Source organism: Rhodococcus sp. NPDC060176 (assembly GCF_042728675.1).
Classification (GTDB): domain Bacteria; phylum Actinomycetota; class Actinomycetes; order Mycobacteriales; family Mycobacteriaceae; genus Rhodococcus_F.
Map to the genome: position 1 here is coordinate 1,431,512 of NZ_JBHWYS010000001.1, position 12,665 is coordinate 1,444,176.

Consider the following 12,665-nt stretch of genomic DNA (forward strand, 5'->3'; position numbering starts at 1 on the left):
TACGGCTATCGCAGGGAGTCAGGAAGATCGGCCGGGTTGATCAGGACCCGGCGATCGGGGTGGGTGCGAACTTCTTCGGAATCGGGGATCCGGCTCTGCAGGAAGTTCCACTCGCTCGCACTGACAGCCGCGACAGCGCGTGCCAGCACCGCCGAGTCCTTGGTTCCCCATTCGATCGGCATGGGGCTGACCATCTGCCAGGTGTCAGCCTTGCTTCGGGTGGAACGATCCGAACGCAGTGCAACCGACGGAATGCGGTCGCCGACTCGCCACTTCGGATTGAGTCGTACATTGCGGCTGACGAGTGCGTACTTCGGTGCCCCAGCGGCGGGCTTCGCGATGTCGATCAGTGCGGTCAGCGTCGCCGCACGCGGGTGGACCTCGGTGACGATCGCCGGGACCAGCGGGTTGTCCGCATACAGAGATTCGACGCTCCCCACCTTGCGAGGTGCCCACACGGCCACCCACAGGGAACTGACCGCACCGATGACCAGGACTGCGCCGATGATGATGGACCACACCTCGCCCATGCTGATCAGCCAGGCGCCGACCGCGGCGAGGACGATCGCGAAGATCACCGCAGAAATCTGCAGGCGGCGTACGTCGGCCAGTGTGTCGTTGACCGACTTGGCGTGAGCCTTGTCGACAGTGAACTGGAAGTCAGCCACGAAAAATCCTTCGGGTGGTGCCGGACGATCTAGGACCGGCCCCCGATCGCCCGGGGACCGTCCACCAGCGTAGCTAGTTTCGCGCGCGCTCCCACATCTGCAGGTAAGCCTCGGCGCCGCGGCTCATGTCCTCGACGATGGTGTCGCCGTCGGCTCCCGCGGCGATGCGCATGTCCGCGATCCAGTCGGGAATCATCCCGTACTGCGCCACGCCGTCGGTGTTCACGTCGAAAACCCGGGTGCCGGCGCGCTGCTGGTCCATGACCGTGCCGTCGAAGGCGGTGTACGGATATTGCAGCGGATTTTCGGCGGCGTCACCGCGCGGTGCGGCTTGGGGGCCGAAGCCGTTGGTGTCGGCGCCGTAGCCGAAACCGAAGTAGTAGTTCTCGCTTCGCATTGCCCGCGCGTCGCGCCACTGGTCGATGAATCCGCGCTCTTCGGGCTTTTCGTCCGATGCGTCCAGTTGCCCGGCGTACAGGGCGACAAATCCACCGAGTGCGTAGATCCGCTTGTACAGGCTCGGGTCGCTCCAACTGTGACTCGAGACGACACCGGAGTAGTTCGCAGCTTCGAGAATGTCGAGGGCTGCTTCGGCGGTCTTGACGCTCATGTGGTCGATGTCGACGATCATTCCTCGGTCCATCAAACCTCTGATCGTGTAAGCACCCAGGTCGGTCAGGCCGTGTGAATTGCATTGCGGACCAGAGGGGTACACCGGAAGCGTCACTCCGGGCGGGAGTACGGCGAGAAGATTCTGCGCGCCGTCGACCTTGGTGGGCAGCACGTTGTCCTCGGCAACTCCGGTGCAGGGTTCCGACTGCCAGAACTCCCCGGTGCCGAGGTAGTTGCCGATATTGACGGCCACGCCGGTAATTCCGCCGTCGAAACGAGCACCGCCGAGAGCGTTGTCGAACTTGTGCGTGACGATCATCTGCCGGACACCCAGGTCGTACAACTCGTCCAGGCCGCGGTCGATGTCGTCTTCGGTGCACTGCGGAATCCCGTTACGCACAGAGCAACCGAACGGTTCGGATACCTCCACCCCGAGAGTGACGGCCAGCTTTCCGTCGGCAGCAACCTGCCTGGCTTGTTCCGGGGAGCTCACGATGCGGAACCATCCGCGGCCGGGACCGCCGTACTGGGCGTCGATGTAGTCCTGGAGTTCGCGTGTCTGCTGCGCCTGGATCCGGACGGTCTCCATCTCGTCGCAGGGATTTCGCTTGCTCGGATACAGCTCGCACAGGACACGGTTGGCGACAAAGAGATTGGTGAAGATTCGCAGTCCGCCGCGCCAGGCCCGCTCGACCCACTTGTAGTAAGTCTGCTCGTGCGTCAGCGAATCGTGGGCCGGCCAGTCGGCGAAGCTCGGCCAGCCCGTGGTGTCGTGAGTTTCGAAGGGATTTCCGTACGACAGAACGTTTTCGAGGAGTGCCGGTATTCCGTCGGGTTGGTGGTCCGGGCAGTCGACGAGGGCAGCGGTGACACCTTGGGGGTCGAAAGGTTTGCCGCAGTGCAGGTTTCCACCCATGAACTCGGAAGCATTCATGTGCACGTGTGTGTCGATGAATCCCGTGACTTCACCATTCGGCCCGATTTCTCCGGGAATACCGTTTGCACCCACTTCGGCTTCGGGGAAATCGGCACAGCCATCGCGGGGGACGAGAGTGAACGCAGATTCGGGAACGTCACCGGGATCGGACATCGTGAGCGTCGAATCTCGCGAGATCAGTTGGCGGCCGTTCGAGGTTGCGGTCAGAACGAAGGACTCGCCGGTGGACATCACGGTCCAGTCGGTGGCTGGAGTTGCTTCGGAGGTGGCGAGAACGGAGTCTGCTCCGTCGTGCGAGAGCATCGACCCGTCGGGGCCGTACAGCATGAAACGGCCCAACTGGGCCGCATGCAGGCGGAAAGGCTCGGCGTCGGCGGCTTTCGTGGCGTCGGTGAGGTACGCCGGTCCGCCCCGACGCACGAAGTCTCCGGACTCCGTGCGAAGCGCGTAGCAGCCGTTCGCAAGTGCGTACACCGAGTTCTGCGCGGTAGGAGATGGGCTCGGTGCCGCCGCACTGACGCCGGTCGTGGCGACGACGACGGCGGCAGTCAGCAGCGAGATGGTTCCGGCGAGCCGACCCCGTAGACGTGGAACTGAGCGCATGGTGCTGGTGACCCCCGGCCGATGGACACGACTGTGACAGGGCACACTCTACAGATAACTGGACGTATGTCCATTTATTTCTGGAACGTGTTGCAGAAATGCTCAGCCGATTGCAGGTCCGAGCAGGTCGTCGGCGTCGGTGATCCGGTAGGCGTAGCCCTGTTCGGCGAGGAATCGCTGACGATGTGCCGCATACTCCGCATCGAGAGTGTCGCGGGAGACCACCGAATAGAAGTGCGCCTGACCGCCGTCGTGCTTGGGTCGCAGGAGGCGCCCGAGTCGCTGAGCTTCTTCCTGTCTCGATCCGAAGGTTCCCGAAACCTGCACGGCGACAGACGCCTCCGGAAGGTCGATCGAGAAGTTCGCGACCTTGCTCACGACCAGCGTCTGGATCTCACCGTTCCGGAACTGATCGAACAGGATCTCACGTTCCTTGTTCTTGGTGGATCCCTTGATCACCGGGGCGTTCAGGGCTTCGCCGAGTTCGTCGAGCTGATCGAGATACGCGCCGATCACCAACGTCGGGGAATCCGGGTGCTTGGCCAGAATCGACTTCACGACAGCGATTTTGGTGTGCGCCGTCGAGCACAGTTTGTAGCGTTCCTCCGGTTCGGCGACGGCGTAGGACATGCGTTCGGCGTCCGTCATCGTCACTCGCACCTCGACGCAGTCGGCCGGTGCGATCCAGCCCTGCGCTTCGATGTCCTTCCACGGAGCGTCGTAGCGCTTGGGGCCGATGAGCGAGAAGACGTCGCCTTCGCGGCCGTCCTCACGAACCAACGTCGCGGTCAGACCGAGGCGGCGGCGTGACTGCAGGTCTGCCGTCATCCGGAAGACCGGCGCGGGGAGCAGGTGTACCTCGTCGTAGATCACCAGTCCCCAGTCACGGGAATCGAAAAGTTCGAGGTGCTTGTACTCGCCCTTCGTACGACGCGTGATCACCTGGTACGTGGCGATCGTGACCGGCCGAATCTCCTTGCGCTCGCCGGAGTATTCGCCGATTTCTTCCTCGGTCAACGACGTGCGGGCAATGAGCTCACGCTTCCACTGGCGACCGGCAACGGTGTTGGTCACCAGAATGAGTGTGGTGGCCTTGGCCTTTGCCATCGCTGCGGCGCCCACCATCGTCTTACCGGCGCCACATGGCAGCACGACGACGCCCGAGCCGCCGGCCCAGAACGAATCCGCTGCCATCTGCTGGTAGTCACGCAGTTCCCAGTGGCCCTCTTCGAAAGCGAGATCGATCGGGTGCGCTTCGCCGTCCACGTAGCCGGCGAGGTCCTCGGCCGGCCAGCCGACCTTGAGCAGCATCTGCTTGAGGCGGCCGCGCTCACTCGGATGCACGATCACGGTGTCGTCGTCGACTTTCTCACCGAGCATCGGCGAGATCTTCTTGTGCCGCATCACCTCGGTGAGCACTGCGCGGTCGAGGCTGACCAGGATGAGACCGTGCACCGGGCTCTTGACCAACTGCAAGCGTCCGTACCTGGCCATCGTGTCGACGATGTCGACCAGGAGTGGCTGTGGCACGGCGAACCGCGAGAACGACACCAGTGCGTCGACAACCTGTTCGGCGTCGTGCCCGGCAGCGCGGGCATTCCACAATGCCAGGGGAGTGATGCGATACGTGTGGACGTGCTCCGGGGCCCGTTCGAGTTCCGCGAAGGGGGCGATTGCCTGCCTGGCCTCGCCGGCACGCTCGTGGTCGACCTCCAACAGCAGCGTCTTGTCGGATTGGACGATCAACGGTCCGTCGGTCACGGAATCCTCCTAGTGAAACAAACGCGGCAGCCACAGAGCGTTGCGCCGCGTTGTCGGCTGACGCCAACCCTGCCATTGTCCTGGTATCGGAGCGCATACGCCAACAGGCGACGCTCGCACAGCCCGAAGTAGGGGTGCCCGAGTGCGGACACCCCTACGTCAACAGGGCAGGACCGACCGCTATTCCGGGAGACCGGAGCCGGGTAGCACGAGGATCTTCACGTGTTCGTCGGGTGCGCGCAGAGCTGCGAAAGCGTCCGAGACGCCATCGAGACCGACCCGGCCGGTGATGATCGCTTCCGCGTCGATCTCTCCATCGGCGAGTCTCTGCAGGGTGATGTCGTAGGCACTCTCGTAGGGGCCGTGACCGAAGTTGATCGAGATCCTCCGGAACTGCCCGACGACGGGAATGATCGTCTCGTCGCCGAACGGCGCAGCCAGCACCTGTATCCGCGAGTTGAACGGCAAGGTGCGCATCAGTTCCCCGATAACCCCCGCCCGGCCGCTGCATTCGTAGGCGATCAGGATGCCGTTTGCGGCCTGACCGACGAGTGGGTTGCCCTCGGCGACCATCTGATTCCACAGTTCGATCGGATCCTGCTCGGCCGGATCGACGACGATGTCCGCGCCCATCTTCTCGGCGAGCTCGCGTCGTTTGGGGGAGGGCTCGGACGCGATGACGATCTGTGCTCCTCTCGCCTTCGCCGCGACGACGGCACCAAGTCCGATCGTCCCGCAACCGATGACGAGCGCCGAATCGGCCGAGGTGAGGCCGGACTGTTGAAGGTGCATCTCGCCGACGTGGAGAGGTTCGGCAAGTGTGGCGTGCTCGAGTGACAGGTGATCGGGAACTTTGCGGACCCAGAACGCGTCGACGACGATGTGGTCGCCGAACGCGCCGTGGTATTCGTTCGAGTAGCCGATGATCGTCGGGATCCCGGTGGCAGTGTCGGTGGCCAGGCCGATGCCCGCCACCCTGTCGCCGATCGCGAAATCGTCTACTGCAGAGCCGGTTTCGGAGACGATACCCGCGTACTCGTGTCCCAGGACTACGGGGCGGTCGGGGTCGAAGGTGGCGAGCGGGTAACCCCCGTCGTGTGCGACCTCGACGAACCGGCACGGGTCTTTCGACATGCTCAGATCACTGCCACAGATCCCGCAGGCGACGACGTCGATGCGGATCTGATGGGGTGCCAACGGCGGCGGGTCGGCTACCACCGCTACTGCGAATTCACCGTTCTGGAATCGGACAGCCCTCATGCGCGTACCGCTCCCGTCTCGGCGGACCGGCCGTAGTAGTCGGTGTGGGCTTTGGTGAGCGCTCCGACAAGCCCGCCGATCAGGTACTCGCGATTGTCCTCGGCGAACTGCATGCTCGCCTGACGCCCGACGTTCCGCTTCCGGAAGTGCGGGACCACCTCGGAGGCGAACAATTCGTAGCTGCGTTTGGTGTCCTCCCAGCTCGCCATGTCGACGTGAAGGATCAGGAACGTGCCGAACCCTCCCGTCTTCTCGATCAGGCGCTCGATCTGTGCGATCGCATCCTCGGGGGTACCGATGATCGCCTGACCGAACTCGCCGAGAGTGTCGTTACGCCACTGGTCGATGATCCCTGCCGGCGTATCTGCCCAGGCCGGGGTCTGGCCGGTCTGCCGATTCACGTAGGAGGCCATCGATCCGATCCGTCGGCTCACGGCGCGCTCGGCCTCGGCTCGGGTCTCTGCGATGAACATCGGATTAACCACCCGCCACGTCGCGCGGTCGGCGTGGTGGCCGTGCTCGGCCGAGACCTTCTCGTACACATCCCAGTTGCGATCCAGTGCGTCGAATCCGCTGGGTGAACTCGCCGCCAACGAGAGCAAGGAGAGGCCGTTCTTGCCTGCGAGTACCGAACCGTTGGGCGAAATCGTCGACGCTGTCACGGTCTCGATGCCATCCGCGCGGTACGTGGGCAGCTGTGCACGAGCATCACGCAACGTGAACCAGTCGGTTTCCATGTTGACGACCTCGCCGCGGAGCAACGCAAGGATGGCCTCGAGTGCTTCGCCCTGGCGGCGGCGCTGATCCGACGGGTTGATACCCATCATGTGTGCGTCGAGGGGGATCTTGCCCGGGCCGGTGCCGAAGATGACTCGCCCGCGGGTCTGCAGATCGAGTTGAGTGATGCGGTCGGCCGTGATCAACGGGTGGTGATAGGGCAGGGACGTCACGCCCGTACCGAACTGGATGCGCTCGGTCCGCTCGGCTGCGGCGGCGATGAACATGTCCGGCGCGGGCACGATTTCGGCGCCGGTCGAATGATGCTCACCCATCCAGGCTTCCTCGAAGCCGAGGTGATCCAGGTGCGCCATGAGATCGATATCGCGTCTGAGCTGCAAGGCGGGATCGGCGTCGAGCGGGTGGTACGGGGCAAGGAAGGCTCCGAAGCGGATAGACGATGCGGACCACACGATGACATCTCCTGTCGACAGGGAAGTGATTTGGCTCACTCGCTCTGGTGGAGATGTCTAACATGGATCACCTGATCCAATAAGTTGAATCTCCCGCACAGTGGGAGGTTTGTAATCACTTGTAGCTCAACGCTATCTGGTTTAGTCACGTCGTCTAATGTTGTTTCAAGTCGATCAACTGATTCAGGAATTTCGAGAAGGAGCGTTGAAGAGGTCATGCATTTGGACGTCACCATCACCCCCACCTCCTCGACCGTCGAACTGAACGGGGTCGACGACTTCACCAGTCTCTCGGTCGTCGTAGGCGGCGACGATCAGTCCGAGACTCTGCGTCGGGTATTGGAACCGTGGGGGGAACTCGAGGACGATCACGTCTGGCTCGACATTGCTCACCTGGAACAAGCCGTCGCGGCCCAGGTCGGAAACGCGCAGTGGAGGCAGAAGTTCTCCGCGATGGTGGACTACGCACGCGCCCACGGCTGGGTCGATCGCGACAACAGGGTGCGGGCACACCGTGAATCACTCTGACTCCAGGGTCAGCGCTTCGGAGAACTTCGGCGAGCCCGTGCGAAGCTCGTTCGTATGACCGACTCCAGGCAGAACCGACAAGGCGACGCGACGCGCATGCGCTTGCTCAAAACTGCCGAGCGGCTTTTCGCGACAGAGGGATTGGATGCAGTCTCGTTGCGCTCGGTCAACGCAGCAGCCGGTCTCGGTCCGTCGTCTGTCCACTACCATTTCGGCACCAAGGACGATCTGGTCGCCGCGGTGCTGCTGGACATGGGAACGTCGGTGCGAGATCAGATCAGCGCGAACGTGGACGCCCTTGCCGCCGAACAGACGCCGCCGACGGTCGAGGCACTGGTACGGGCTGTCACCGCGCCCTACGAGGCGTTACTCCTTCGCCACCGCACGCGGGGAATGCGATGGATCAGGATCGTCACGCAGATCTCGCAGCCGCAGATGTCACGACCAGGGCATCCCGCCCTCGAGGCGACCGAGCTGCACCTTCGCGATCACCTTCTCGACCAGGTCCGTCGTACCTTTCCCGCTACCGATCCGGAAAGGCTCGAGACTCGCTGGGCGATCGCCTTGATGGGCTTCCTCCAAGCATTGAGCCGGGCCGGCGATTGGAGCGGAAGTGGCAAGCCGCTCGCGCCGGAGCGACTTGCCGACTTCTACGAGGATCAGGTCGTCTTTCTGATCGGTGGCGTGCGGCAGTTATTGGGATGAGGTCCTTATTTTTGCGCGACGACAGACTTTCGCATTTCCATTACATGAGTAATAGCCTCGGAAATTCCGGATCGATAACCGATATTCTTTTCGGAATCGCCCGGAGTGGAATCAAGCTCCGATTCGAGTCTCGTTTGAATGCGGTCCAGGGTGTGGATTGTTCTTTTCACGATGGTTAATTCTCTTTCTGCGGAGAATCCGAAAGTAGTATTCCGGACTGCCGAGCGTGTTCGTCGAGGACGCAGAGTGAAGCGAGGGTCATGCCCGCTGCGTAGCCGCGCGAGCGTGCGTCAGTTCCTCGACTACGTGACTTGAACAGGTTGAATGTTTCGTGCAGGTGCACGAGGGTGTCGGTGGGGGCCGGCATTGGTCAGCTTCGCAGTCAGCTCGTCTTTCTCTGGACTGTGCTGTCAGCTCCGCTTTCTCTTACGAATGAACTCCGAAGACTCCGCAGTTTTCGCCCGCTTCTCCGCGCGGCGTTCTTTGATCGACTGAGCGGGTTTCTTCATGTTTTTACCCGGTGCCTTGTCAGCCATTGTCGCTCCTCATTTTTCGAAGTGGCAATCACAAACTGACCTCGACCATACTTCATTTACAGAAAAAAGCCAGTTGCTTCTTTTCTGCTACTTTTTTCCGGAGTCGACGGGGCTGACGGAAGTAATGCGGTGCAACGTGAAACGGCGTACCGCACCACTTGCCGGGTCGAACGCGTCCAGCTGTCCGCCGCCCACGCTGACGGGGTCGACGATGCGATGGGTCGCCACCCCCTGGGCGTCGACGTACCCGATGTTGACGCTGGAATTGTCTCGTGCCGCCGTGGCCAGCAAGGCGATGGTGGCTGCGTTGTTCTCGCGCGAACCGTCCGTTCGAACGCCGCCACGGCCGGGGGCGGAAGCGCGGTCGCCCGCCCGCATCGTGCGTACCAACGACGCCAACTGATCCGCCGACGGGCTCGCAGGCATTCTCGACGCCGGTCGGCTGCGACGGTTCGGTACGCGAGCCCCGCGTGGGCGAAGATCGACCAGCGTTCCCGAGGAGTCTTCACCGGCCGGCGCAAATCCGGCTGCGCGCAATTCGGCCAGGACCTCGCGTAGCGGGGCTTGGGAGATCGCGACCGTGGGAGCCAATGCGCGCAATGCCAGGGACTCGGCCACCGCCGATGCGAGTACCTCCGCCAACAGTGATGCGTCCTCGCACCGGATGAACGACGCTGCAACCCCGGCACGCAGTCGTCCGTGTCGGCGGGCAACGTCGTCAATCAGATACGAAAGCGATTGGGGGACAGGTGTCTTCGATTTCGAGGCGAACATGGCATGCAGTTCGGTAGCCGTCAGACCGGCGTCGAGAGCACGCCGCACACTGTCCTCGCTGATGCGGTACATGGACGCCGATCCTGCGGACTCGATGTCCGCGACCAGGCTCACCTGCTCGAGCAGGTCCGGTACGAGCGGGCCGGGCGCAACCAAAGTCAGATCTGCCTGGACCAGGATGAAGTCGATGGGCTCGGGTAGCGCGGACTGCATTTCGGCTTCGGCGTCCCCGCCGTGCAGCAATGCTCGTCCCGGTGACGACAAAGCGCCGCGGGCTACCAGTCCGAGCGCGGCGGCCTCGTCCAGAGTTCGCTCGATCGCGAAGGTCCGTAGGCGCCCGCTCCACCGCGGACGTCGCCACGCCAGCAGCCGACTGACCTCGACGGCCGACGCAGTCTGACCACTGTCGAGTTCGGAGAGCAACCCCAGAATGGCCTGACGATCTCGCGGAGCGGCCGGTGCCCGGCCCTCCTCGGACAGTGCCGCGATCGGCTTGTCGGTGGAATCCCGCAGCCCGATCATCCACGGAACGCGCGGTACGTCCACCCAGGCGGACGCCAGGACCTCCCACCGTCGCGCTGTGGACGCGTTCAGCCAGCCGTCGACGGCGAGTGTAGGCGTCCAGTATTCGTCAGCGTTGTCCGAGATCGGCGCCGGGTCGGGCGTTCCGCTCGCGATGAGTCCGGCTGCCGAGAGCAATTCGACAAGCAGGCTCACTCGCGCTTCGTCGAGATCGGCAGTCTTGGCCACGCGTCGTAGTTCTCGAACGCCGAGTCCACCGGCTCGCAGGGCGGGGGCCGGTGCTGCTCCCAGAACTGCGATCACGTTCTCGCATTGGCGTACCAACTCGAGCGCTTCGCCGGCTGCTGCGGCGTTCACGTCCGCCGGTTTGAGTTTGTCGCCCCCGATGACCGGTGCGGTCAGTGTCGTCGGATCGAAAACCGGCTCGCCGCGGATGACCTGACGAACCGTCGCCGGAAGTTCGACTGTCTGCTCGTCGAGCCACCGCAGCAGGCCGGCTGCCAGCAATCGCTGAACCGGGCGCTCGGGCGGCGTTCCCGGGGCAGCGTCGCGGGTACGGCCGATCGGGCTGGAGTTGGCGAGAGTCTGGAGGAGATCCCGTTCCCGGGTGTCCAGAGCGTCGAGGGCCGCCGAGATCTCGGTCTCGGACATCGCCTCGGCAGGTTCGAGGGCACGCCCCACACGCCAGGGAATCATCCCGATGACTGCCGGGACGACGCTGATGGGATCGACACCCCAGATGAGGGCGGACTCGCGCATCTTCGACAGCGACTTGTCGACGGCCTTCTTGGTGACCTTGCCCTTGCCGGTCAGGGCGCGTTCGGCGATTGCACTGTTGAGCTCCGCCCGCGTCATCGGAGTTTCCTCGGCGCCGGCCAGCGCCAACAATTCGAGAAGACCGAAATCGAGGGTGTCGAGTTCGTCTGCGGCTCGGCTGACCGACGCGCGTTGCTGTGCCCGACCGCTGAGAACCACCATCGTGCTCGGCGGCGGCACGGCCAGATCGGGGCGCAGACGCAGCAACTCCGTCAACTCGGCGTCACTGCGCGCCGAGAGCCAATCGGTCAGACTTTCGGCTGCGGAACTGCCCGCCGGGGTGCCACGTGTTTCGGTCATCAGGTATCAGATTAGAGACCTGGTCTGTACGGCGTAACGGCGTCCTGTCAAAATGACTTCGTGGCCAACAATTCGAAGCAACACTATGTAGATCCAGGATGGCCGGAAACTGCAGACGGAGATCACGCAGTGACCGAATTGTCATCGACCCGTGCAGGTGGACTTTCACCCTTCGGCGAGGACACCACCTTTCCGGTTCCGGTGGAGTCACTCCCTTACGTGCACCCGCACACCGTCATCAACCGATAACAACTCGACACGAAGAAGGCCCGCACCGATTCGGTGCGGGCCTTCTCTAGTTCGAGCGTCCGAGCGGACAGTCTTGCCGGTTTTACTTGAGGAACGTCTTCGCGGTGTCGGCGACTGCGAGGATCTGCGGGTCGACCGGGATGCCGTTGGCCTTGGCGAAAGCGATTGCCTGATCGATGGCGTCGGCAACCGGGTGTGCAACGGTCTGAGCGACCTGCTGTGCCGGAGCCGGAGCTGCCTGAGGAGCCGTGGTGGCCGGAGCGGAACGCTCGGTGGCGCCGCTGCTCAGTCCGAGGCTGGAGGAGCAGGACGGCCATGCGCCCCAACCCTGGTTTGCGAGAACACGCTCGGCAACAACGATCTGCTGCTCGCGAGAGGCCTGGTTTGCGGTGGCTGCGTACTGTCCGCCGCCGTGTGCGTTCCACGTGCTGGGGGAGAACTGCAATCCGCCCTGGTAACCGTTGCCGGTGTTGATGGCCCAGTTTCCGCCGGCCTCACACTGGGCAAGACGATCCCAGTCGGAGTCGGGGGCAGCGTTTGCGGTTCCGGTGGCTGCAATTCCTGCTACGCCCATGATGGCGCCGGTGACGGCGACCTTGGCGACAGTGCGGCCGGTGGTGGTGGGCTTGCGATGGCGTCCGCTCATGATGGTCGAAATCCTCTCCACACGCGCCTGCGAGGTCAGCTGTCGGGTTCGGGCTGAGAGGTCGCCCGGCCTCGCCTTTCCTGGCTGGAAAGGGTCTGGCTTCACCCCAAGATCCGGTCTTGCGACCGAACCGGTGTCCACTGGAGAACTTTTCTGTTCTCACAGAGGACTTTGGGTCCCCCGTCCTCGTCCCTGGAATGCTCTGTCGGAAGTCCGGTACCCGCGGGACAAGGCTTGGCGCGGCGGGCCGGAGGTGGCCGAGTTTCCCGGCCGAAAACGACGGTAACGGTTCGAGTCTCTCGTGTCACCATTTGATAACGCGGCGTGGCGAAAGACGTACAACGCGTCACACAAAGCGCAGGAGACTCTTCCCAGGTAGGTGGGGGTGCCTGAGTGAATGTCCGGTTGTGTCCGTTCCGTTATCCATCCGTAATGTGAGCAAGGTCACACGTTATGTGGAAATAGGAATCCGGGCGATTGAGAGGTGTGTCGATCCAGGCCGGTGGTGTGGCCTGTGTCTCAACATCTGAATAGAAACTTAGGTTAGGTTTGCCTGAC

Annotated in this window: 11 protein-coding genes and 1 riboswitch; of the genes, 3 read left to right on the forward strand and 8 right to left on the reverse strand. The window is 63.2% G+C overall.

The genetic code is table 11. The features are described from left to right. Window positions 1–5 precede the first annotated feature (5 nt). From ACFWEM_RS06910 to ACFWEM_RS06930, 5 genes are all read right to left on the reverse strand, one after another. Window positions 6–668, reverse strand: coding sequence for a DUF3239 domain-containing protein (locus tag ACFWEM_RS06910; protein ID WP_378532255.1), 663 nt, complete (start codon window positions 666–668; stop codon window positions 6–8). A gap of 73 nt (window positions 669–741) precedes the next feature. Next, window positions 742–2,820: a peptidase gene (locus ACFWEM_RS06915; RefSeq protein WP_378532257.1), complete on the reverse strand. Its 2,079-nt coding sequence runs from the start codon at window positions 2,818–2,820 to the stop codon at window positions 742–744. Window positions 2,821–2,922: 102 nt separating this feature from the next. Continuing rightward, on the reverse strand, window positions 2,923–4,581 hold the full coding sequence (locus ACFWEM_RS06920; RefSeq protein ID WP_138872200.1) for a DNA repair helicase XPB: 1,659 nt from the start codon (window positions 4,579–4,581) through the stop codon (window positions 2,923–2,925). Window positions 4,582–4,761: 180 nt separating this feature from the next. Next, the gene (locus tag ACFWEM_RS06925) at window positions 4,762–5,841 is read right to left on the reverse strand and encodes an alcohol dehydrogenase catalytic domain-containing protein (RefSeq protein ID WP_378532260.1); all 1,080 of its coding nucleotides are present in this window, start codon (window positions 5,839–5,841) and stop codon (window positions 4,762–4,764) included. Next, a complete protein-coding gene (locus ACFWEM_RS06930) occupies window positions 5,838–7,031 on the reverse strand; it encodes an LLM class flavin-dependent oxidoreductase (protein ID WP_378532262.1) in 1,194 nt (397 codons plus the stop codon). The genes ACFWEM_RS06925 and ACFWEM_RS06930 overlap by 4 nt, the downstream gene beginning before the upstream one ends. A 216-nt stretch (window positions 7,032–7,247) precedes the next feature. On the opposite strand from ACFWEM_RS06930, the gene ACFWEM_RS06935 reads away from it, so the two are divergent. Together ACFWEM_RS06935 and ACFWEM_RS06940 are read left to right on the forward strand one after the other, a co-directional pair. Beyond that, entirely contained in the window at window positions 7,248–7,559 is a 312-nt protein-coding gene (locus ACFWEM_RS06935) for a hypothetical protein (RefSeq protein WP_378532265.1), read from the forward strand. 54 nt (window positions 7,560–7,613) lie between these two features. Continuing rightward, a complete protein-coding gene (locus ACFWEM_RS06940; protein ID WP_378532269.1) occupies window positions 7,614–8,264 on the forward strand; it encodes a TetR/AcrR family transcriptional regulator in 651 nt (216 codons plus the stop codon). A gap of 410 nt (window positions 8,265–8,674) precedes the next feature. Here ACFWEM_RS06940 and ACFWEM_RS06945 read toward each other — a convergent pair whose 3' ends face one another. Continuing rightward, the gene (locus tag ACFWEM_RS06945; RefSeq protein ID WP_007733507.1) at window positions 8,675–8,800 is read right to left on the reverse strand and encodes a hypothetical protein; all 126 of its coding nucleotides are present in this window, start codon (window positions 8,798–8,800) and stop codon (window positions 8,675–8,677) included. 87 nt (window positions 8,801–8,887) lie between these two features. Continuing rightward, window positions 8,888–11,212 carry a helicase-associated domain-containing protein gene (locus tag ACFWEM_RS06950; RefSeq protein ID WP_378532271.1) on the reverse strand — a complete coding sequence of 775 codons (2,325 nt, stop codon included), beginning with the start codon at window positions 11,210–11,212 and terminating at the stop codon, window positions 8,888–8,890. Window positions 11,213–11,272: 60 nt separating this feature from the next. Between ACFWEM_RS06950 and ACFWEM_RS06955 the strand changes: the two genes are divergently transcribed. Further along, a complete protein-coding gene (locus ACFWEM_RS06955; protein ID WP_019744939.1) occupies window positions 11,273–11,461 on the forward strand; it encodes a hypothetical protein in 189 nt (62 codons plus the stop codon). 82 nt (window positions 11,462–11,543) lie between these two features. Here ACFWEM_RS06955 and ACFWEM_RS06960 read toward each other — a convergent pair whose 3' ends face one another. Beyond that, complete coding sequence (locus tag ACFWEM_RS06960; protein ID WP_378446234.1) at window positions 11,544–12,107, reverse strand: transglycosylase family protein; 564 nt, start codon at window positions 12,105–12,107, stop codon at window positions 11,544–11,546. A gap of 8 nt (window positions 12,108–12,115) precedes the next feature. Continuing rightward, window positions 12,116–12,336: riboswitch (cyclic di-AMP (ydaO/yuaA leader) on the reverse strand. Between the last annotated feature and the right edge of the window lie 329 nt (window positions 12,337–12,665).